Annotated in this window: 21 protein-coding genes; 15 read left to right on the top strand and 6 right to left on the bottom strand. The window is 52.5% G+C overall.

What is annotated here, in order from left to right; genetic code table 11:
• Window positions 1–78 precede the first annotated feature (78 nt).
• A complete protein-coding gene (gene uhpT / locus NNN64_RS11075) occupies window positions 79–1470 on the top strand; it encodes a hexose-6-phosphate:phosphate antiporter (RefSeq protein WP_271441422.1) in 1392 nt (463 codons plus the stop codon).
• Window positions 1471–1512: 42 nt separating this feature from the next.
• Here the strand turns inward: uhpT and NNN64_RS11070 are convergent, their stop codons facing one another.
• A complete protein-coding gene (locus NNN64_RS11070) occupies window positions 1513–2418 on the bottom strand; it encodes a LysR family transcriptional regulator (protein ID WP_271441421.1) in 906 nt (301 codons plus the stop codon).
• 105 nt (window positions 2419–2523) lie between these two features.
• Between NNN64_RS11070 and NNN64_RS11065 the strand changes: the two genes are divergently transcribed.
• The 3 genes from NNN64_RS11065 to nepI all read left to right on the top strand — a co-directional run bounded on the left by NNN64_RS11065 (window position 2524) and on the right by nepI (window position 4938).
• Window positions 2524–2976 (top strand): DUF1198 family protein, encoded by a 453-nt coding sequence (locus NNN64_RS11065; RefSeq protein ID WP_271441420.1) that lies wholly within the window; start codon window positions 2524–2526, stop codon window positions 2974–2976.
• Window positions 2977–3075: 99 nt separating this feature from the next.
• Window positions 3076–3600 carry an SRPBCC domain-containing protein gene (locus NNN64_RS11060; RefSeq protein ID WP_271441419.1) on the top strand — a complete coding sequence of 175 codons (525 nt, stop codon included), beginning with the start codon at window positions 3076–3078 and terminating at the stop codon, window positions 3598–3600.
• Window positions 3601–3744: 144 nt separating this feature from the next.
• Complete coding sequence (nepI, locus tag NNN64_RS11055) at window positions 3745–4938, top strand: purine ribonucleoside efflux pump NepI (protein WP_271441418.1); 1194 nt, start codon at window positions 3745–3747, stop codon at window positions 4936–4938.
• A gap of 46 nt (window positions 4939–4984) precedes the next feature.
• Here nepI and NNN64_RS11050 read toward each other — a convergent pair whose 3' ends face one another.
• Complete coding sequence (locus tag NNN64_RS11050) at window positions 4985–6367, bottom strand: glycoside hydrolase family 1 protein (protein WP_271441417.1); 1383 nt, start codon at window positions 6365–6367, stop codon at window positions 4985–4987.
• Between the two features lie 94 nt (window positions 6368–6461).
• The gene (locus tag NNN64_RS11045; RefSeq protein ID WP_202037365.1) at window positions 6462–6755 is read right to left on the bottom strand and encodes a YicS family protein; all 294 of its coding nucleotides are present in this window, start codon (window positions 6753–6755) and stop codon (window positions 6462–6464) included.
• 129 nt (window positions 6756–6884) lie between these two features.
• Between NNN64_RS11045 and NNN64_RS11040 the strand changes: the two genes are divergently transcribed.
• The 10 genes from NNN64_RS11040 to nlpA all read left to right on the top strand — a co-directional run bounded on the left by NNN64_RS11040 (window position 6885) and on the right by nlpA (window position 16789).
• Window positions 6885–7301, top strand: a complete 417-nt coding sequence (locus tag NNN64_RS11040) for a GNAT family N-acetyltransferase (protein ID WP_271441416.1) — start codon at window positions 6885–6887, stop codon at window positions 7299–7301.
• Between the two features lie 90 nt (window positions 7302–7391).
• The gene (dagR, locus tag NNN64_RS11035) at window positions 7392–10190 is read left to right on the top strand and encodes a transcriptional regulator DagR (protein ID WP_271441415.1); all 2799 of its coding nucleotides are present in this window, start codon (window positions 7392–7394) and stop codon (window positions 10188–10190) included.
• A 120-nt stretch (window positions 10191–10310) separates the two neighbouring features.
• The gene (locus NNN64_RS11030; protein WP_271441414.1) at window positions 10311–10736 is read left to right on the top strand and encodes a PTS sugar transporter subunit IIA; all 426 of its coding nucleotides are present in this window, start codon (window positions 10311–10313) and stop codon (window positions 10734–10736) included.
• Between the two features lie 12 nt (window positions 10737–10748).
• Entirely contained in the window at window positions 10749–11234 is a 486-nt protein-coding gene (locus NNN64_RS11025; RefSeq protein ID WP_003023959.1) for a PTS system mannose/fructose/N-acetylgalactosamine-transporter subunit IIB, read from the top strand.
• Between the two features lie 25 nt (window positions 11235–11259).
• Entirely contained in the window at window positions 11260–12009 is a 750-nt protein-coding gene (locus NNN64_RS11020; protein WP_003023960.1) for a PTS mannose/fructose/sorbose/N-acetylgalactosamine transporter subunit IIC, read from the top strand.
• Complete coding sequence (locus NNN64_RS11015; RefSeq protein ID WP_005121522.1) at window positions 12006–12866, top strand: PTS system mannose/fructose/sorbose family transporter subunit IID; 861 nt, start codon at window positions 12006–12008, stop codon at window positions 12864–12866. The genes NNN64_RS11020 and NNN64_RS11015 overlap by 4 nt, the downstream gene beginning before the upstream one ends.
• Window positions 12867–12869: 3 nt before the next feature.
• Window positions 12870–13979 carry a D-glucosaminate-6-phosphate ammonia lyase gene (gene dgaE, locus NNN64_RS11010; RefSeq protein WP_271441413.1) on the top strand — a complete coding sequence of 370 codons (1110 nt, stop codon included), beginning with the start codon at window positions 12870–12872 and terminating at the stop codon, window positions 13977–13979.
• Complete coding sequence (gene dagF, locus NNN64_RS11005; protein WP_271441412.1) at window positions 13966–14709, top strand: 2-dehydro-3-deoxy-phosphogluconate aldolase; 744 nt, start codon at window positions 13966–13968, stop codon at window positions 14707–14709. Before dgaE ends, dagF begins: the two co-directional genes overlap by 14 nt.
• Before the next feature lie 210 nt (window positions 14710–14919).
• Window positions 14920–15846, top strand: a complete 927-nt coding sequence (locus tag NNN64_RS11000; RefSeq protein WP_271441411.1) for an Rpn family recombination-promoting nuclease/putative transposase — start codon at window positions 14920–14922, stop codon at window positions 15844–15846.
• 124 nt (window positions 15847–15970) lie between these two features.
• Entirely contained in the window at window positions 15971–16789 is an 819-nt protein-coding gene (gene nlpA, locus NNN64_RS10995) for a lipoprotein NlpA (protein ID WP_271441410.1), read from the top strand.
• A 28-nt stretch (window positions 16790–16817) separates the two neighbouring features.
• On the opposite strand, the gene NNN64_RS10990 is transcribed toward nlpA, so the two are convergent.
• Both NNN64_RS10990 and NNN64_RS10985 read right to left on the bottom strand, forming a co-directional pair.
• Window positions 16818–17720, bottom strand: a complete 903-nt coding sequence (locus NNN64_RS10990; RefSeq protein WP_271441409.1) for a carboxylate/amino acid/amine transporter — start codon at window positions 17718–17720, stop codon at window positions 16818–16820.
• 25 nt (window positions 17721–17745) lie between these two features.
• Complete coding sequence (locus tag NNN64_RS10985) at window positions 17746–18690, bottom strand: LysR substrate-binding domain-containing protein (protein WP_271441408.1); 945 nt, start codon at window positions 18688–18690, stop codon at window positions 17746–17748.
• Between the two features lie 147 nt (window positions 18691–18837).
• On the opposite strand from NNN64_RS10985, the gene NNN64_RS10980 reads away from it, so the two are divergent.
• Entirely contained in the window at window positions 18838–19614 is a 777-nt protein-coding gene (locus NNN64_RS10980; RefSeq protein ID WP_271441407.1) for an SDR family NAD(P)-dependent oxidoreductase, read from the top strand.
• A 70-nt stretch (window positions 19615–19684) separates the two neighbouring features.
• Here the strand turns inward: NNN64_RS10980 and NNN64_RS10975 are convergent, their stop codons facing one another.
• On the bottom strand, window positions 19685–20365 hold the full coding sequence (locus tag NNN64_RS10975; protein ID WP_202037376.1) for a hydrolase: 681 nt from the start codon (window positions 20363–20365) through the stop codon (window positions 19685–19687).
• Between the last annotated feature and the right edge of the window lie 317 nt (window positions 20366–20682).

Genomic DNA, 20682 nt, shown 5'->3' with positions numbered 1-20682 from the left:
GCTGTCTCAGGCGTGATCCCGGGCTGATTTTTACAATGCCTGCTATTCGCAGGTATAAAAATTAGCTCGGAGAGTCCTATGCTGGCCTTCTTAAACCAGGTGCGCAAGCCAACCCTGGATCTGCCGCTCGATGTGCGGCGTAAAATGTGGTTCAAACCGTTCATGCAGTCCTATCTGGTGGTCTTTATTGGCTACCTGACCATGTACCTGATCCGCAAAAACTTCAACATCGCGCAGAACGACATGATCTCCACCTACGGGCTGAGCATGACGCAGTTGGGGATGATTGGCCTGGGCTTCTCCATCACCTACGGCGTGGGTAAAACGCTGGTTTCTTATTACGCGGATGGCAAAAACACCAAGCAGTTCCTGCCGTTTATGTTGATCCTCTCTGCTATCTGTATGCTCGGCTTCAGTGCCAGCATGGGCGCAGGTTCAACCAGCCTGTTCCTGATGATTACCTTCTACGCGCTGAGCGGTTTCTTCCAGAGTACTGGCGGTTCGTGTAGTTATTCCACCATCACCAAATGGACACCTCGCCGTAAACGTGGTTCTTACCTCGGTATGTGGAACATTTCCCACAACCTCGGTGGTGCCGGTGCGGCTGGTGTGGCGTTGTTTGGTGCCAACTACCTGTTCGACGGTCACGTCATTGGTATGTTTATCTTCCCGTCGATTATCGCCCTGATTGTTGGCTTTATCGGCCTGCGCTATGGCAGCGACTCCCCGGAATCTTATGGTCTGGGGAAAGCTGAAGAGCTGTTCGGTGAAGAGATCAGCGAAGAAGACAAAGAGACCGAAGAAAATGACATGACCAAGTGGCAGATCTTTGTTGAGTACGTGCTGAAAAACAAAGTGATCTGGCTGCTGTGTTTCTCCAACATCTTCCTGTACGTGGTCCGTATTGGTATCGACCAGTGGTCTACCGTGTACGCGTTCCAGGAACTGAAGCTTTCCAAAGAAGTGGCGATTCAGGGCTTTACCCTGTTTGAAGTGGGTGCGCTGGTCGGTACGTTGCTGTGGGGCTGGCTCTCTGACCTGGCAAATGGTCGCCGGGCGCTGGTGGCCTGTGTGGCACTGGCATTAATCATTGCGACACTGGGTGTTTACCAGCATGCCAGCAACCAGTATGTCTATCTGGCTTCGCTGTTTGCCCTCGGCTTCCTGGTGTTTGGTCCGCAGCTGTTAATCGGTGTCGCAGCCGTTGGTTTCGTACCGAAAAAAGCGATCGGCGCTGCCGATGGGATTAAAGGGACATTTGCCTATCTGATCGGTGACAGCTTCGCCAAGCTGGGTCTGGGGATGATTGCTGATGGTACACCGGTTTTCGGTCTGACTGGCTGGGCAGGTACCTTCGCCGCGCTGGATACCGCCGCTATCGGTTGTATCTGCCTGATGGCTATCGTGGCCGTGTTTGAAGAACGTAAAATTCGTCGCGAGAAAAAGATCCAGCAATTGAAAGTCGCTTAAGTGTGTAGTGGTAACTTTTACCCGCCTTCATGGCGGGTTTTTTTATGGTTTAGACTGACTGGTTTCATGCACCAGATTGCGTAGCCACTGATGCGCCGCATCGCGGTGCGTGCGTTCGTGCCAGGCCATACTTTTAGTAAAACCAGCAATGGGCAGCGGCGGTGGCACAACGTGCATCCGGGGATCGGTATAGGCCAGCCGGGCAGGGACGACGGCAATCATCTCGCTAATCGCGAGGATATCCGGCAGAACCAGAAAACTGCTGACTGACAAACCAATCTGTCGTTTTCGTCCAACATCTGCCAGCGCATCATCGGTGACCCCCCAGAAACTTTCCCCCTTATAAGAAACCAGCACATGCTCCAGCGCGCAGAAGCGATCGAGTGTTAACGCCTGATGGGCATCGGGATGATCATGACGCATGAGACAAACATACTCTTCGTTATATAACGGGCGGTTGTGCAGATTATCCGGTGTTGAATCCGGCGTCAGCAGCGCCAGGTCAATTTTACCCTGCTCAAACTGTGTTGTTAGCAGCTCCTGCTCAACGGGAACGACCCGCACACGAATACCTGGCGCACGTGCGCGAAGCGCGGCGATAAACGGCACGATCACCGCTTTAAGGGCGTAATCGGTCGCGGCGACGGTAAAGGTGAGTACCGCGGTGAGTGGGTCGAACTGTGCGGGCTTAAGCAGGATATCAATGTCGCTGAGGATCTGTTTGATGGGCGCTGCCATCGTGCGAGCCCGGAGCGTCGGGACAATACCGTGCGGCGTGCGGACAAACAGCGGATCGTCAAAATAATCACGCAGACGGTTTAGCATGCCGCTGACCGCTGGTTGGGTGAGCGACAGCCGCTGCGCCGCCCGGGTGACGTTGCGTTCATCCAGCAGGGCATCCAGCGTTTTCAACAGATTAAGATCGAGGGTTCTGATATCAGATTTCATGATGTCTGCTCATGGGTTCGATAAGTCACATTATGACACGTTCAGTCGTCGACACAGGTGAATTTGCCGCTATGATGGGCGTCCTGTCGGGTAATGGATGTGCGCATGATTTGGATAATGCTGGCCACGCTGGTTGTTGTTTTTGTTGTGGGTTTTCGGGTGCTGACGTCCGGGTCACGGCGCGCGATTCGCCGTCTGAGCGAACGTCTGAGTATTGATGTCGTGCCGGTAGAATCGATGATCGATCAGATGGGGAAAGTGCAGGGAGAGGCGTTTTTACAGTACCTCCATCGACCTGACGAATCGCATCTGCAAAATGCTGCCCAGGTGCTGCTAATCTGGCAAATCGTCATTGTAGACGGTAGTGAACAGAATCTGCTGCAGTGGCACCGGGTGTTGCAAAAAGCCCGGCTGGCCGCGCCGATTACCGACGCACAGGTACGCCTGGCGCTGGGTTTTCTGCGCGAAATGGAGCCGGATATGCAGGAGATAAATGCGTTTCAGATGCGCTATAACGCCTTTTTTCAACCTGAAGATGGAGTGCACTGGTTGCACTGATATCAAAATATATGATGACGGATATTTTTAATCGTCATTATATTTATATCTCTCTCCCGCGCATGATGAACCTCGTTAACTTACACGACGAGGTTCATCATGAAACAAGCGACTCAACAAAGCGCAATTATCTGGCCGCAGGCGTATTTGCCAGGGAAGACCGATAACTTTGCCTCCAATGAAATCATTGTTGCCGGACTGAGCACCCGCGCTGTCTGGGCTCAGCTCAACGACACAACGCGCTGGCCGACGTATTACAGCAATGTGGCGGATATCCGGTTTCACGATGGCTCCGGACCGTTACTGAGCGTGAACGCCCGTTTCCGTTTCACAACCTTTGGCTTCCCAATTGAAGCGCAAGTCATCGAATATGCGCCACCGGTCGATGGTCAGGCTGCGCGTATTGCCTGGCACGGTTGGGCGGAAGGGGATGCTGATTCGCGTCTGGATGTTGTCCATGCCTGGCTGTTTGAAGATTTACCCGGCGGGCGCGTACGTATTCTGACCCAGGAGTCGCAGCGTGGTGTTCCGGCACAGGAGCTGGCACGCACGCTGCCTAATCCGATGATTAACGGTCATCAGGAGTGGATAGTCGGGCTGGCAAGGGCTGCACGTGACGCTTAATTGGGTCAGCAAGGACCCTCTGTTGTAGGCCGGATAAGACGACGTCGCCATCCGGCGATAAACAGTTGCTGAAACGTTAAATACGTCACAAATTTAATGTTACACTGCGTAACTTTTCTACAATAACCCCACGCAGGTAACAAAATGAGTGACGCTATTGAACAAAAATCCCGCGCTGAGGCAAATACCCGACCGAACTGGTCGGCGGTTTTCGCCGTGGCGTTCTGTGTTGCCTGCCTGATAACCGTTGAATTTCTGCCCGTCAGTTTGTTGACGCCAATGGCGCAGGACCTCGGTATTTCGGAAGGTGTTGCCGGGCAATCGGTGACCGTAACGGCGTTTGTCGCCATGTTTGCCAGCCTGTTCGTGACGCAAATTATTCAGGCAACCGATCGTCGCTACGTCGTGATCCTCTTTTCGGTACTGCTGACAATCTCCTGCCTGCTGGTTTCCTTTGCCAACTCTTTTACCCTGTTGTTGATTGGTCGTGCCTGCCTCGGTCTGGCGCTCGGAGGGTTCTGGGCGATGTCGGCATCGCTGACCATGCGTCTGGTTCCTGCACGGACGGTGCCGAAAGCGTTATCAGTGATCTTTGGCGCAGTCTCTATCGCACTGGTCATTGCCGCCCCGCTGGGGAGTTTCTTAGGCGGCATCATTGGCTGGCGCAACGTCTTTAATGCCGCGGCGGTGATGGGCGTGCTGTGCACCATCTGGGTGGTGAGATCGCTGCCTTCGCTGCCCGGTGAGCCATCACATCAGAAACAAAACATGTTTAGCCTGCTGCAACGACCGGGGGTAATGGCTGGCATGATGGCTATCTTCATGTCCTTTGCCGGGCAGTTTGCCTTCTTTACCTACATCCGCCCGGTGTACATGAATTTGGCGGGATTTGATGTGGATGGTTTGACGCTGGTGCTGCTGAGCTTTGGTATTGCCAGCTTTGTCGGGACGTCGCTCTCGTCGCTGATCCTGAAACGTTCGGTCAAACTGGCATTAGCCGGTGCACCGCTGGTGCTGGCGCTCAGCGCGCTGGTGCTGATTCTGTGGGGGAGTGACAAAGTGGTGGCGGCCGCCATTGCGATTATCTGGGGGCTGTCGTTTGCGCTGGTACCGGTCGGCTGGTCGACGTGGATCACCCGTTCTTTGGCCGATCAGGCAGAGAAAGCCGGGTCTGTTCAGGTCGCCGTGATCCAGCTGGCTAACACCTGTGGCGCTGCGATTGGCGGGTATGCGCTCGATAACCTTGGTTTGCTGTCTCCCTTGATGCTCTCAGGTGCTCTGATGCTGCTGACGGCGCTTCTGGTGGCGGCGAAAGTTCGCATAAAAGGTATGCAATAAACTAAAGCTCGGTATGCCGGATCGCTATCCGGCATCCAGGTTGGTTTTAATCAAAACCATTGTTTTCGGCGGTATGAGCAAACCATTCGCCACTCTTTTTCACCGTGCGTTTTTGCGTTTCCAGATCGAGTTGGACAAAACCGTAGCGGTTTTTGTATCCGTTCAGCCATGACCAGTTATCAATAAAGGTCCACATATGGTAGCCAAGACAATTGCAGCCTTCGCTAATGCCTTTATGTAGCCATTTCAGATGTTCAGATACAAATTCAATACGATAGCTGTCGTTTATCTGATCCTGCTGGATGAAACGCTGCTCATTTTCGACACCCATACCGTTTTCAGAAATAAAACAGCGTGGATTGCCGTAATTATCACGCAGGTTGGTAATAATATCGTAAATACCCGGCTCATATATTTCCCAGCCACGGTAAGGGTTCATTTTACGTCCCGGCATTTCGTAGTAATCAAATAACCATTCCGGCATAAACGGCGCGTTCGGATTGACTGCGCTATCACGACATTTCACGCGACGCGGTTGGTAATAGTTAATCCCCAACAGGTCGATTTTGCCGTCGGCGATCAACTGCGCGTCGTCGGGCTGGCAGGTCGGAAGCTGATCGTATTCTTTCAGCAATGCCACCAGGTCCGCCGGGTATTCACCCTTCAGCACTGGATCGAGGAAACTACGGTTAAAGAGCAGGTCTGCATGGTGTGCGGCTTTTACATCTGCCGGGTTTTGCGAGCGTGGATAAGAAGGCGTTAAATTCAACACTACACCGATTTCGCCGTCATAACCTCCGACGCGCCAGGCCCGAACCGCCATTGAATGTGCCAGAATGGTGTGGTACGCCACCGTCGCGGCGCGTTTGAAATCCACCACGTTAGGGTAGTGGAAATCATACAGATAACCGCCTTCTACCGGGACAATCGGTTCGTTAAAGGTGAACCAGTGCTTCACCCGATTGCCGAACAAGTTAAAGCAGGTCTGTGCATAGTGGCCAAATGCCTCGACCACTTCACGGTTTTCCCAGCCGCCTTTCTCCTGCATCACCATCGGCATGTCAAAATGGAACAGGGTGATAAAGGGCGTAATACCTTGAGCCAGCAGCTCGTCGATAACGTTGTTATAAAAATCAACAGCCTCTGGATTCACCTCACCCGTGCCGTTTGGGATCAGGCGTGACCAGCTCAGCGATGTACGAAAGCTGTTATGTTTCAGCTGGTTGAGTAGGGCGATGTCCTGTTTCCAATGCTGATAAAACGTGGATGTGTTCGCCGGACCAATTCCCTGATGGAACCGACCCGGTTGGCGGTCGAACCACACATCCCATGTGGTCTGGCTTTTGCCGCCGTTGAGGCTATCACCTTCCGTTTGCAGCGCGGAGCAGGCACTGCCCCACCAGAAGTTCGCAGGAAAACGGTATCGCATTATTGTTGCTCCCTTACTCTTTATTCGTTGTGGCAACAATACGTGTTTTTGCGATACAGAAACCGGTTACAGTGCTCATTTTCCAACATAATGGCTATAAATCAGGGCACTCAACTTTGCCAAGCGCTTCCCAGTAGTTGTTCTGATTATTTCTTTCTATTGCCACAATGGCTTCGCGAATATGCTGCTGATTGCGCGTATCAGACATAATTGTTTTTTCCCACACTTCATCCGATGGCGACCCCTGTGGGGTGCAAAGTTTGCGCAAATCCTTGAGTACGGTGTTCTTTTCGTGAACCGACTGTAACCCGCCGTAAGCCGAGTCAGCCTGCGCCAGGCCCGGTAGCGTGAAAAGGACGGCAATAATCGGAAAAACGGCTAATTTCATGATAATAATCCTTGTTGTTGATGCGCATCATCTCAAGGGTAAGTGTAGACGGCATACGGCTCACTCATCAGCCTGTGTTAACGTTTAAAAATAAATCAGCCAGAAGTTGTAGTGTTTCAGGAGGATAGGATGCAGATACAAATTACTGATACCGTTACAGAAGATGATCAAAACGCGCTGCTTACCGGGCTGCGTGCTTACAATTTCCAGTTCCTGAAAACGACCAATTTTGGCGATTTGGCGGTCTACTGGCGTGATGAACACCATAAGATTCGGGGTGGGCTGATCGGCAAAATCAAAGGCGAATGGTTGTGCATTGAGTTCTTATGGATGGATGACGCCCTGCGCAAAGGCGGTTATGGCACAAAGCTGATGCAGGTAGCAGAACAGACGGCACGTGAGCGAGGATGTCTGCATGCGCTGGTTGATACCATGAGTTTCCAGGCGCTGCCGTTTTATCAGAAAAACGGCTATCAGCTGCAAATGACCCTCGATAACTTCCCGGAAACCGGTTCCGCACGCCATTATTTGTCGAAAACGTTTTGATGACCGGAAGGTCTGGATGCCGCCTCACTTTCTTGCGTAGCAGAATAGTGTATGTTCTGAACAATCATTTATTTCTTAAGCGGTAAAGAGATGAGACGGATTGAGATAATACTGGGAGAGCTGGAACGGCTGACGCGAGGACTGAATCTTGCCCATCTGGCGCAGGAAACGGCGTTCACAGCGGAGGCCATCGGCTTTAACCTCGGGCTGGCGCGCAACTCAGTCAGTAAAGATCTCAATCAGCTCTGGAACGACGGCCTGGCGATTAAAAGCCGCGGGCGTCCGGTATTCTTTCTGCATCGTCAGGCAATTGAAACGCTGCTGGGGCGCAAACTGGATGAGTCCGAGCGTGAAGTGCAAACCGTTGCTGACCTGTTGCCTGTTCAGGAAAACCAGGCAACAGACGATCCCTTTTCCGGCCTGATTGGTTACGATCGCAGCCTGCGTGATGCGGTGGAAAAAGGCCGCGCGGCGGTGCTGTATCCCCACGGACTGCATGTTCTGCTGACCGGTCCCTCCGGCGTTGGTAAAACCTTTTTTGCCGAACTGATGCACCGTTTCGCCTGTGAACGTGCAGCGGGAACGCCTCCACCGTTGGTCTATTTTAACTGCGCGGAATACGCGCATAACCCGGAACTGCTCTCTTCGCACCTGTTTGGTCATCGACAGGGGGCGTTTACCGGCGCAAACGAGAATAAACCCGGTTTGGTCGAACAGGCTGATGGCGGCTATCTGCTGCTTGATGAAGTGCATCGCCTGCCGTATGAAGGTCAGGAAAAACTGTTTTCTATTCTCGACAAAGGTGAATACCGGCCGCTGGGTTCAAGCGCTGTGGCGCGGTCTATTTCAGTTCGCCTGATATGTGCGACCACCGAACCGGTAAGCTCGGCGTTGCTACGCACCTTTCAGCGACGTATTCAGGTATGTATCGATCTCCCCGGTATCCGCCAGCGTTCGGTGGAAGAGCAGGTTGAACTGATTGTTGGTTTCTTACAGCGTGAGAGCCGCAAAATCGAGCGTACGGTAAGCATCGACCGTACCCTGCTGCTCTGGCTGCTGAACAAGCCGCTGGAAGGCAATATTGGTCAACTCAAGAGCGATATTCAGTTTCTCTGCGCCCAGGCCTGGGCCTCGGGGATGACGGAGCACAGCGATACGCTACAGCTGGATAAACGTCTGACCGAGATCCCCTTTAACGCCACGCCGGAACAACGTCTGCTGGTTGGGGCGCTGTTCGAAGGCAAAGAACACCTGAGCATTGATGCCCGCACGTTGCCGGCACTGAAAAATTCGCTGGCCACCGGAGCTGAAATTGAGGAGAGTGATCTCTTTTACAGCTTCCTGACCCGGGAATACATCAACCTGCGTAACAGCAACGTACCGCCAGCCGAAACGCTGGCAATCCTCAAAAACAAGCTCAGCTCGATTTTTGAATATGGTCTCTACAGCCGCGACAGCGTGGCGCATCCCCCGCGCTATGGCGATCAGATTGAAGAGCGGGTCACGCTGCTGATTGGCTGCGTTGAGCAGGTGCTTGGTTTTACGCTGCCGGAAAATCTGGTTAACCCGCTGCGTAAACACTTTCTGGCGCTGATTGGCTACGTGCAGCGCGGCCTTATTCCGCAACTTTATTCTTCCAGCCTGATCCTCGATCGCTGCAAAGATGAATATGAAAACGCCACGCTGTTATGCCGAAAAATCAATGAACTGCTGCATATTCAGTGTCCGGCGACGGAAGTGGTCTGGCTGTGCCTGTTCCTCAAAGAGTGCCGTCATTACCGCCAACGGATTGACGCCAGTCCGGACTGCGGGGTGATTTTGATTGCCCACGGCGCGACGACCGCCACAAGCCAGGCGCAGTACGTGAATCGTGTGCTGGAACGCGAGGTGTTCAGCGCTATCGATATGCCTTTTGAGCAGTCGGTGCATGACACGCTGGAAGCCCTGACGCAGATGATCCAGACCCGGCAATATCGCCGATTGATCCTGATGGTGGATATTGGCTCGCTGGTCCATTTTGGCAGTACGATCAGCAAATTATTCCAGATAGACGTTCTGCTGATGCCCAACATTACTCTCACCAGCCTGCTGGAGATAGGGCTGGATTTAAGCTATGAAACCAGTGAGTTACCGCAGCTGGCGGCGTTGATGCAGAGTAAAAATATACCCTGCCAGCTCTGTACGCCACAGCAAGAAAATAACGGCAAAGTGCTGGTTATCTCCTGCATCACCGGAATGGGCACGGCGGAAAAAATCAAAAAGGTGCTGGAAGAGAGTTTTGGTGAGTTAATGTCGCAGGATACGCGGATGGTGATCCTCGATTACAACGAAGTCCGCAGCCTGGAGCGCGTTCAACAGGCGATTAACGCCAGTGAACGTCTGGCAGGCATTGTCGGTACCTTCCAGCCGGGACTGCCGGATATCCCGTTTATCTCGCTTGAAGAGTTGTTCTCCGAGCAGGGGCCTGAACTGGTGCTCAGTCTGTTGACGCCGGATCTTTCAAGCAGTGAACGTCGTCTGGAGATGGAGCGCAGCGCGATGCGTTTTATCAGTGCGTTGACCATGGAAAGTATCATTAACCATATTTCAGTGCTTAACCCACAGCGGATTCTGAAAGAAATGGAAGGCGTGCTGAATCATCTGACCACCGCGCTTTCGCTGAAACCGAGCCGCCAGGTGACACTGCGCTTCCTGATCCACTGCTGCTGTATGGTCGAGCGTATCGTGATTAACCGCAAACCGTTACAGATGGCGCTGGAGAACAAGCCGGATCTGGATGTTCGCGCGTTTAGTGTCATTAAATCTGCTTTCCTGCCGATTGAAGAGGCCTATGCCATTCGCTTATCGGATGCGGAATATATTTATATCTACGAACTGTTATATAGCTAATCCCTTGCCTGATGGGGCTTTGCGCCCCGTCGGCACCCACACCTCCCCCGCGTGACACAAATTCTGGCACAGCCTTTGCTCTGTTTACCTATGTCTATGTAATCGAGCCAGGAGGCCATTTTGACTACCACTGAATCCTTGCCCCAGATCCTGCTGCTGACCCATGGCGGCTGGGGGCAACAGCTTTGCAACAGCTTGCGTATGGTAATGGGCGAAATTAAAGGCGTAACGGAAATTGCGCTGATGCCTGTTGATACGCTTGGCGAGTTTTATCAGCGCGTCGAAGCCGTAGTGAAAATCATGCCAGAAGGCTCACTGATCCTCACTGATTTTATTGGCGGTACTACCTCTAATGTCGCGGCGCGGCTAAGCGCTGATTACCCGGTGGCAGTGATTTCCGGGCTAAATGCCTCTTTGCTATTGGAGGCGCTGGACAAGCGTGAGCATGGCCAACTGACTGCTTGTGTGGCGGATCTGGTTGAGGCCGGGCGTAGCAGTTGCCTGGACGTTGTGGCTCACGTACGTCAATTACAACAATCACAATAAGGAAGAAACACCATGGCAAACATCGTCTTATGTCGTATTGATAGCCGTCTGATTCATGGGCAGGTCGTCACCAAGTGGGTCGGGCAATCTCAGGCAAATCGGATTGCGGTGGTCAGCGATGAGCTTGATGCCGATCCGTTTATGAAAAACATCTACCTGATGGCCGCGCCGCCGAACATCAAAGTGGATTGCTTCGGTAACCAAAGTTTTGCCGCTGCCTGGAAAGAGAATCAACTGGGTGACGGAAAGGTTCTGGTGCTGTTCCCCTCCCTGGCGGCGGTTCAGGAAGCGGTTCAGTTGGGCTTTGATGTCACCACTATTCAGGTGGGGGGACTAGGCGGTGGGCCAAACCGCAAAGCGGTATTCCAGAACATTACGCTGGATGAAAAAGACGTCGGCATTCTGAGCGACCTGAAAAATCGTGGGATTCAGGTGTTCTTCCAGACCATCCCGGAAGATAAGCCGCAGTCGCTGGACGATATCCTGAAAAAATTCTAATTCTTTGATAACAGGGTACTTAACTATGGATACTTTAGTCTTCGCAAGCCTGATGGGGTTGTATTACTGGTTTGCCCGATTACGCCTTGGCTACACCTTCTCCGCTATGTTGCTACAGCCGGTAGTGATTGCCGTATTTGTTGGCCTGCTGTTGGGCAACATGGAAACGGCAATGATCATTGGCGCGGGTATGCAACTGGTCTACCTCGGCGTGACGTCTACACCGGGCGGCAACGTGCCCTCTGATCCAGCGCTGGCTGCCTGCATTTCAATTCCTATCGCCGTGAAGGCCGGTATGGACCCGAACCTGGCTATCGCGCTGGCGATCCCGTTTGGCGTCATCGGCGTATTCCTCGACCAGTTGCGCCGCACGTTAAACGCGGCGTGGGTACATATGGCCGACAAGCATGCGGAAACGGCAAACATGGCGGGCATTATGCGCTGTGCGTTTCTTTATCCGGCATTACTTGGCCTGGTCCTGCGTTTCCCGGTGGTCTTCGCCGCAAACTATTTTGGTCAGGATGTCGTGGAAAGCTTCCTTAAGCTGATGCCGCATTGGCTGACGCACTCCTTTGAAATAATGGGCGGCATTTTGCCTGCGCTGGGCTTCGCCATCACCATTATGGTGATCGGTAAAAAGAGCCTGCTGCCGTGGTTTATCGGCGGTTTCTTTGCAGTGCTGTACCTGAAGGTGGACATCATGGCGATGGCAATCTTTGGTACCTGCGTGGCCTTCCTGATTAAAGGTCTGGCGAAAAATGAAGGAGCAGCATGATGAGCAGCGACGTAATGCAGCATGAACTGGTTGAACGTGCGCGTGAAAGTGGCACGTTGACCAAAGCAGATATCACCAAAGCCTGGTTTATCTACTGGTTGGGCGCGGAAGTTTCCAGCTCTTATGAACGTTTGCAAAGCCTGATTTTCTGCGCCTCGATGACGCCGATCATCAAAAAACTCTACCCGCAAAAAGAAGAGCAGGTAGAGGCGCTGAAACGCCATCTGAACTTCTTCAACTCTGAGCAGACGTTTGGTGCGGTGATTCAGGGGATCTCCATTGCGATGGAGGAGCAGAAAACGCGCGGCGAGCCAATTAGTGATGCCTCAATTACCGGCATTAAAACGGGATTAATGGGACCGCTGGCCGGGATGGGCGACTCCATAATCTGGGCCGCCGTCATGCCGCTGTTAATTGCTATTTTCATCCCGTTCGCCGCGAATGGCAGCGCGATGGGCGGTATTGTGCCGCTCATTCTCTACCCAGCTATCACGTTGGCAATCAGCTACGGCATGGTTCACAAAGGCTATACGCTGGGACGTGATTCGATTATCGGCCTGCTGCAAGGGGGGCGAATTAAAGAACTGATCTACGGTGCGAATGTGCTGGGTCTGATCATGATGGGGGCGCTTTCTGCAAGCTACGTTAAGATCACCACACCGCTAAAACTCAGTGCCCTGAAAGGCTCTGAAGTGGTGGTTCAGCAGATCCTCGACTCTATTGCACCCGGCCTGTTACCGCTGGCGGCGGTGTTCGCCATCTACTTCTATTTGGTAAAGAAAGGGCCGCGTTACACCACCATTTTGCTGTCAATTGTCGCGCTCAGTGTGGTCTGTTCGCTGTTAGGAGTGCTGTAAGCCATGACACAGAATATCTATCAACAACTCGGCCTAAAACAGGTCATTAACGCCTGCGGCAAGATGACCATTTTGGGGGTTTCCAGCGTTGCGCCGGAAGTGATGCAAGCCACCGCACGAGCAGCGTCGGCCTTTGTTGAAATTGATCGGCTGGTGGATCGCACCGGCGAGCTGGTTTCCCGCTTTACCGGCGCGGAGGACAGCTATATCACCTCCTGCGCGTCGGCGGGTATTGCTATCGCCGTTGCTGCGGCCATTACCCGCGGCGACCGGGCGCGAGTCACGCTGATGCCGGACAGCTCTGGTATGGCGAATGAAGTTGTCATGCTACGCGGGCATAACGTTGACTACGGGGCGCCCATCACCAGCGCGATCCGCTTAGGCGGCGGACGTGTGGTGGAAGTCGGTTCAAGTAATCTGGTGGCCCGCTGGCAGCTGGAGAGCGCGATTAACGACAATACTGCCGCGCTGCTGTACGTGAAATCGCACCACTGCGTGCAGAAAGGTATGTTGAGTATTGCCGATTTTGTGCAGGTGGCGCAGGTCTATAACCTGCCGCTGATTGTCGATGCCGCCGCAGAGGAAGATTTGCACGCCTGGGTGGCAAGCGGGGCGGATATGGTGGTCTACAGCGGCGCAAAAGCTTTTAACGCGCCGACGTCTGGGTTTATCACTGGGAAGAAACAGTGGATTGCGGCTTGTAAAGCCCAGCATCACGGAATTGCCAGAGCGATGAAAATCGGCAAGGAGAATATGGTCGGGCTGGTCTATGCGCTGGAAAACTACCATCAGGGACAGACTGTGGTGACTGCCGAGGAACTTCAACCCGTGGCACAGGCGATTTCAGACATTCGCGGATTGAATGCGGATATCGAGCAGGACGAGGCCGGTCGCGCTATCTGGCGGATTCGTATTCGGGTGAACGCGCAAGCGCTGGGGCTTGATGCATATGCCGTGGAAGCGCAGTTGCGCGGTGGCGATATCGCCATTTACGCTCGCCGTTACAACCTTCATCAGGGGGTTTTTAGCCTTGACCCGCGTACGCTTGCCGAAGGGGAAATGGCACTGATTGTGGCACGATTAAAGGAGATTGCAGAGCATGCAGCACATTAATTTTTATCGTAATAAAGTGGCGATTAACGTGCTGGCGAAGGATATCGCTAATGCCCGGGAGATCTATGAGGCTGCCGAAGGCCATGCGGTGATCGGCATACTTTCCGCACAATTTGCTTCGGTTGAGGAAGGGGTTCGGGAAGTAAAACGCTGGATGAACGATGTGCCGTCAATTTCTGTAGGGTTGGGGGCGGGCGACCCGGCGCAGTATTACAAAGCAGCGATGATTGCCTCACAGGTCCATCCGGCACACGTCAACCAAACTTTTACCGGCTGTGGTTTTGCTGCCGGAGCGCTGGCGGCAACGGGCGGTGAACAGACCCATATCAACGCGTTGGTCAGCCCGACGGGCACGCCGGGGGAGGTGTTGATCTCGACCGGCGTCAGTAGCAGCCAGGGCACGCCAGCCCGCGTTTCCTGCGATGCAGCAGTACGTATGATGCTCGATTCAGGGGCTCACGCGGCGAAGTTCTTCCCGATGGGCGGTGAACAGTCGCTCCCTGAGCTGTACGCACTGGCGACGACCGCGGCGCGAAACGGCATGACATTGATTGAACCGACCGGTGGAATCGATCTTGATAACTTCGGCGTTATCCTGCAAACCTGTCTGCAGGCGGGAGTACCCCGCGTGATGCCGCATGTTTACAGCTCGATTATTGATCCACATAGCGGTAATACCCGACCTGAAGATGTCGTCAGGTTAATGGAAATAGTGAAAGTTCTGGTGTGATGTTGCTATCGCCGGATGGCCTATAAAAAATGCCCCGAAGTGATCACGCTTACTGGGCATTTTTGCGAACGCTATTCCCTGAAAATGAATACATTGCAAAAGCATGTATTTATCCGCCAAGCTGCCTCGCAGATAGAAAAGTTCCCAGATGTTGTGTGTGCGACTGGCGAGTAAGGTTCCGTCATCTTGTTCTTCTGGTGACGGACCGTCATGAAAAAACCAACAACTTCTACGCCGCATGATGCCGTATTTAAAAAATTCTTAAGCCATCCAGAAACGGCACGGGATTTTCTTGATATTTATCTCCCAGCACCATTACGTGAACGTTGCGATCTGAACACACTGAAACTGGAGCCAGGGAGTTTTATTGAGGAAGACCTGCATGCCAGTTATTCCGATGTTCTGTGGTCGCTAAAAACGAGGACCGGAAAAGGCTATATCTACGCGTTGATTGAACACCAGAGTTCACCGGATGCTCATATGGCATTCCGGATGATGCGTTACGCCATTGCCGCGATGCAGAACCACCTTGATGCCGGCCACAAAACGCTGCCGCTGGTGGTTCCGATACTTTTTTATCATGGTGTCGCCAGCCCGTACCCTTTTTCACTGTGTTGGCTGGATGAATTTGACGATCCAGAAACTGCGCGGAAGCTTTATGGCGCGACCTTCCCACTGGTTGACATCACGATGGTGTCTGATGATGAGATTATGCAGCATCGGCGGGTGGCGCTACTGGAACTTGTCCAGAAGCATATACGCGAACGCGATTTGATGGTGCTGGTCGATAAACTGATTGCTCTGCTGATTAAGGGACACGCTAATGACAGTCAGGTAGAAACGCTATTTAATTACCTGGTGCAGTCTGGCAGTGCACCGCGCTTTGAGGCGTTTATTCGAGAAGTTGCCCTGCGCGTTCCCCAACATAAGGAGAGATTAATGACAATTGCAGAATGCTTACGTGAGTCGGGGCGAAGGACAGGGGTGCTAGAAGGCAAACTCGAAGGCAAACGCGAAGGTAAAAAGGACGAAGCGTTGCGGATAGCCCATGCCATGATTGAGAAGGGAATCGATCGTGAACTGGTGCTAATTATCACCGGGCTTTCAAGTGATGAACTAACGGCATCTTCCGACTAACTTATCTTTTTCCCGTTATGCTTTTTTCTTCTTGCTGATGCTTTTTCGTTTTTTAAACCGCAGCGGCCTTCCCGTTATAGTCATTTCATTACCCATCAGGCGGTTATTTCAAAAGGATAAAAACGTGAAGCTGAAGATACCTCATTTCGGGGCCGGGGCGGCAATATTGCTGGCGGGATTACTGCTGGCTGGTTGCGATCAGCAGAGCAGTGATGCAAAGCATATCAAAGTCGGCGTAATTAACGGGGCAGAGCAGGATGTCGCGGAAGTTGCGAAGAAAGTGGCTAAAGAGAAGTACGGCCTGGATGTCGAACTGGTTGGATTTAGTGGTTCACTGCTCCCCAACGATGCAACCAATCATGGCGAACTGGATGCCAACGTCTTCCAGCACCGTCCGTTCCTTGAACAAGATAATAAAGCGCATGGCTATAAGCTGGTGGCGGTAGGCAATACCTTCGTTTTCCCAATGGCCGGCTATTCGAAAAAAATCAAAACCATTGCTGAGCTGAAAGACGGTGCGACGATTGCCATTCCTAATGATCCGACTAACCTCGGGCGGGCGCTGTTACTGCTGCAAAAAGAGAAATTAATCACTCTGAAAGCGGATACTGGCCTGCTGCCAACGGCGCTGGATATCACCGATAATCCACGGCATCTGAAAATTATGGAGCTGGAAGGTGCGCAGTTACCGCGTGTGCTGGACGATCAGAAAGTGGATGTGGCGATTATCAGTACCACTTATATTCAGCAAACCGGGCTTTCTCCGGTGCATGACTGCGTGTTTATAGAAGACAAAAATTCACCGTACGTGAATATCCTGGTGGCGCGAGAAGACAATAAAGATGCAGAGAATGTAAAAGAATTCCTGCAATCTTATCAGTCACCGGAAGTGGCCAGGGCGGCGGAAACCATCTTTAACGGCGGCGCGGTTCCAGGCTGGTAATCGTAGCCCGTTGCCGCGCCGGTGGGTATTAAACCGCTTTGGCGCGGCGGCGGGAGTCCATTGAGATCAGCACCACGGAAGAGAGGATCAGCAGTGTGCCCAGCCAGTCAGGTAGGGTGAATGTAATGCCCAGCAGCAACAGAGACAGCAACGCGCTACTCAGCGGTTCTGCACAGCTCAAAATGCTTGCTTTCGGGCCGCCAATCATCTGCGCACCTTTCAGGTACAGGCTAAACGTCAGCGACGTGCCGATAACCACCAGATAGAAAAACGCCAGAATCAAACTGCCATTTACCACAAAGTTTGTTCCCTGCCCGGCATAGAACGGCAGCAGGATCATGCCGCCGATCAACATACTCCAGCCGACGACCGGCAACGTTCCGTAGCGTGCGATAAGCGTTGAAGGATAGGTGGTATAAAAAGCCGCGGCGAATGCAGAAGCGATACCCCAGAACAGTGCGGCAGGTGAAATGGACAGCGACGTCGGGTTACCGTGGGTGACCAGCAGGAATGTGCCAACCAGCGAGGTGAATATTGCTGTGAGCACTAAGATCCCCGGTCGCGCTTTTCGCACCACAGAAAACCACGCCACGATAATGGTTGGTGACAAAAACTGCAGCACTGTCGCGGTCGCGGCGTTGGATTTTTCAATGGTCAGCAGGAAGGTTAGCTGTACAGTGAGTGCGCCAACCACGGAAAAAATCAGCAGGCTGATGGCATCTTTGCGGTTTTTGATAATGGAGAAGACTTTGTCGCCGTGCACAAAAGAGAGCATCAGTAGAATGAGTCCGGCAAAAATCAGGCGCGTCATGGTCAGAAACTGTGACGACATCTGGCTTTGCTCCATGATGTACTGTGCACAAACGCCTGAACTTCCCCACAATACGGCGGCAATCAGGACGTTCATCATCCCTCTTCTGGTGGAGCTCATCTTTTCCTCTGCATGTTGTTTTGTCTTATTTGTGTGCAGGTATCATAGCAGAGAAGGGATTGATCTCCGCCAGCACATCCGCAATCAGCCAGTCATTAAATACTTTCACCTCCGGGCGCATGGTTGTGTGCTGTGGAGTGACGATGTAGTAAGACCACGCCAGGGGCCAGCGGGTGTTGGGATGAAGCTGAACCAGTTGCCCGTCAGTGAGCAGTTGTTGCACCAGAGCACGGCGCACGATAGCCACACCCTGGCCGCTGAGCGCTGCCAGAATAACTGCTGAGGTAGAGTTGATATACAGCCCGTTATCGCGAACGGCTGGTGCATGGGTGGCAGACAGGACATCGCTCCAGGCGGGGAAATTGGCACCGGGATGGGGAGTATCATCATGGATCAGCTTCTGTGCCGCCAGCCATTCACCACAGGATATTTTATCTGCCGGAACCATTCGTGGACTGCAGACCAGAACGGCTTCTTCATCCATGAGCCAGGTTTTGTTCACCCCCGGCCAGTCACCCTTTCCGCAGCGTACCCCCAGATCGGCTTCGCCGTGGGCGACATCCATCAGCTTTTCCGTCACGTTCAGGCGTAGCTCAATATTTTCATGTGCCTGTGAAAAACGGTTGAGACGGCTCATCAGCCAGTTCATCACCAGTACCTGAGAGGCTGTGATGATCACCACAGAACGCGACCGCCGACCGCGAAGTTTATTTAATCCGGATTCCAGGTTATCCAGTCCCTGTGTTATCTCGCGCAACGCCTCCTGTGCTTCGCTGACCAACGTAAGACGTTCTTTGCCTGAACGGGTACGATGCAGCAGCGGATGGCCTACCCAATCTTCCAGCGCGCGAACCAATTGACCAACGGCCGCAGGCGTCACACCCAATTCCTGCGCTGCGCCGGTAAAGCTGCCATGACGGGCGGTGGCTTCAAAAGCATGTAACCATTTTAGCCGGTTGAGTGAACGCATTTGCCATTTTCCCTTCTCGTTGAGTGTTCTGAGTATACGCCAGCAAGATAGATTTTCTTTCTTGATACGCTATTTCTTCTCATTCGTCAGTACCGCCGCCAGCTGGCATCTTTAGTGCATCAACACACTCTTTAAATGAGGTTAGCGATGAACGCATTATTTGCCGGAAAAAAACTGTTAGTGGTGGGTGGCACCAGTGGTATCGGATTTGAAACCGCGAAGCTGATCCTTCAGGGGGGTGGCCGCGTGGTACTGGTTGGCAATCGTGCCGAGAAAGCGGAGCGGGCCCGTCAGGCACTGGCGGCGCTGGGTGATGTGGCGGTCATTGTGGCGGATCTGATGTCAGACGCCGGAATGAAGCAGGTAATGGCAACGGTGAACGCCGAGCACAAAGACATTAACCTGCTGGTGAATGCGGCCGGGGTCTTCTTCCCCAAACCGTTTACTGAGCATGACATTGAAGATTATGAACTGTACATGAGCCTCAACCGTGCGACATTTTTTATCACCCGCGATGTCGTGCGAAATATGGTGGCGGCTAACATCCAGGGGGCCATCGTGAATATTGGTTCGATGTGGGCACAACTGGCGATTGGCGCAACGCCTTCTTCAGCGTACTCAATGGCAAAAGCGGGCCTGCATACTCTGACCAAAAATCTGGCTATCGAACTGGGCTCTCACGGTATTCGCGTCAACGCCGTTTCGCCAGCCGTCGTGCATACACCTATCTACGAAGGATTTATCCCGAAAGAAGACGTACAAGGTGTGATGAGTAGCTTTGACAGCTTCCATCCGATTGGTCGGGTCGGTACGCCGCGTGATGTGGCTGAATCCGTCGCGTTCCTGTTGTCAGACAAAACGCAATGGGTGACTGGCGCCATCTGGGATGTCGATGGGGGTGTTATGGCTGGACGTAATGGCTGACAGGGGCTGATGCCGCGTATGACAAAACGCCTGCTTATACTAAACAGGCGTTTGTGAAAGAAGGAAAAAGTTAAGCGCGCTGAGAGTCCAGCAGTTCGTTATTTTTCACGACATCCTGGGCTTTGGTATAGCTTTCAATCAGCAACTGATAAGCCGGGAAGATTTTGGTATAGACTTCAGCCCATTCCGCTGCATCTTCCCGATTCCAGGTTTTCTGCAGTTCGGACGCAACTGCGGCAGTATCCATCGGCACAACGCCAGCCTGTACGACGCGGGCCATGGTGATCTCCTGCGCCATTTTGCTGTAAGTGCCGGAAGCATCGATGACTGCAAAGACTTTAAAACCTTCAGCTACCGCACTAATGGCCGGGAATGCCATGCATACACTGGTGATGGTACCGGCAATAATCAGTGTTTTACGACCTGTCGCTTTTACCGCCGCAACAAACTCTTTGTTATCCCAGGCGTTAATTTCACCTTTGCGCGCGACATAATGAGCATGAGGTGCGTTTTCATGAATTTCCGGGATAAGCGGACCATTTGGCCCCTGCGGCACAGACGCGGTGGTGATCACCGGCATTTTGCATAAGGTGGCGATTTTTGCCAGAGCCGTTGCTCTTGCACGCAGTTCAGTCATTGGCATATCGCCAACGGTCTGGAACAGGCCGCTTTGATGATCGATAAGCAACATAACTGCGTCATTGACATCAATCACTGGGCGTTGGCCATTAAAATTCGCGGGTGTAGACATGATCCATTCCTTGTTGTTGCTTTTTGCGGGTTATCTAACCCGCAGTAAAGTCTATAATCGCCTGGGCGATATCCATTTTGCTCTACAGCTAATTAACCATTATTGACATCATCATGGTTAATTTCAGGGGGCTAAAGTTATCTTTATCAGAATTTCCTTAGTGAACTTAATTTCCTCCCACCCCATTAAAATAACAATGCTTGTTATTATGAAATAATATTTCTGTATTCATCTTTTTTTATGGTATGCACCGGAAGTAAAGGGCGAGAATTTGGCGGATGTTTCTGATTGATATATCTTTATATGATCATTATTAT

Source organism: Citrobacter sp. Igbk 14 (genome assembly GCF_028069825.1).
GTDB lineage: Bacteria > Pseudomonadota > Gammaproteobacteria > Enterobacterales > Enterobacteriaceae > Citrobacter.
The sequence above is the reverse complement of the archived record's forward strand: the minus strand, read 5'-3'. Positions and strand labels throughout refer to the sequence as shown.

What these genes read in the sequence shown, in the direction of transcription:
- NNN64_RS11060 (WP_271441419.1), top strand. Translation starts at nt 3,076, where the DNA reads ATGAAACAAGCGACTCAACAAAGCGCAATTATCTGGCCGCAGGCGTAT.
- NNN64_RS11020 (WP_003023960.1), top strand. Translation starts at nt 11,260, where the DNA reads ATGGATACTTTAGTCTTCGCAAGCCTGATGGGGTTGTATTACTGGTTT.
- NNN64_RS10980 (WP_271441407.1), top strand. Translation starts at nt 18,838, where the DNA reads ATGAACGCATTATTTGCCGGAAAAAAACTGTTAGTGGTGGGTGGCACC.
- dagR (WP_271441415.1), top strand. Translation starts at nt 7,392, where the DNA reads ATGAGACGGATTGAGATAATACTGGGAGAGCTGGAACGGCTGACGCGA.
- NNN64_RS11000 (WP_271441411.1), top strand. Translation starts at nt 14,920, where the DNA reads ATGAAAAAACCAACAACTTCTACGCCGCATGATGCCGTATTTAAAAAA.
- NNN64_RS11050 (WP_271441417.1), bottom strand. Translation starts at nt 6,367, where the DNA reads ATGCGATACCGTTTTCCTGCGAACTTCTGGTGGGGCAGTGCCTGCTCC.
- uhpT (WP_271441422.1), top strand. Translation starts at nt 79, where the DNA reads ATGCTGGCCTTCTTAAACCAGGTGCGCAAGCCAACCCTGGATCTGCCG.
- NNN64_RS10985 (WP_271441408.1), bottom strand. Translation starts at nt 18,690, where the DNA reads ATGCGTTCACTCAACCGGCTAAAATGGTTACATGCTTTTGAAGCCACC.
- NNN64_RS11025 (WP_003023959.1), top strand. Translation starts at nt 10,749, where the DNA reads ATGGCAAACATCGTCTTATGTCGTATTGATAGCCGTCTGATTCATGGG.
- NNN64_RS10975 (WP_202037376.1), bottom strand. Translation starts at nt 20,365, where the DNA reads ATGTCTACACCCGCGAATTTTAATGGCCAACGCCCAGTGATTGATGTC.
- NNN64_RS11065 (WP_271441420.1), top strand. Translation starts at nt 2,524, where the DNA reads ATGATTTGGATAATGCTGGCCACGCTGGTTGTTGTTTTTGTTGTGGGT.
- NNN64_RS10990 (WP_271441409.1), bottom strand. Translation starts at nt 17,720, where the DNA reads ATGAGCTCCACCAGAAGAGGGATGATGAACGTCCTGATTGCCGCCGTA.
- nepI (WP_271441418.1), top strand. Translation starts at nt 3,745, where the DNA reads ATGAGTGACGCTATTGAACAAAAATCCCGCGCTGAGGCAAATACCCGA.
- NNN64_RS11015 (WP_005121522.1), top strand. Translation starts at nt 12,006, where the DNA reads ATGATGAGCAGCGACGTAATGCAGCATGAACTGGTTGAACGTGCGCGT.
- dagF (WP_271441412.1), top strand. Translation starts at nt 13,966, where the DNA reads ATGCAGCACATTAATTTTTATCGTAATAAAGTGGCGATTAACGTGCTG.
- NNN64_RS11070 (WP_271441421.1), bottom strand. Translation starts at nt 2,418, where the DNA reads ATGAAATCTGATATCAGAACCCTCGATCTTAATCTGTTGAAAACGCTG.
- NNN64_RS11045 (WP_202037365.1), bottom strand. Translation starts at nt 6,755, where the DNA reads ATGAAATTAGCCGTTTTTCCGATTATTGCCGTCCTTTTCACGCTACCG.
- dgaE (WP_271441413.1), top strand. Translation starts at nt 12,870, where the DNA reads ATGACACAGAATATCTATCAACAACTCGGCCTAAAACAGGTCATTAAC.
- NNN64_RS11040 (WP_271441416.1), top strand. Translation starts at nt 6,885, where the DNA reads ATGCAGATACAAATTACTGATACCGTTACAGAAGATGATCAAAACGCG.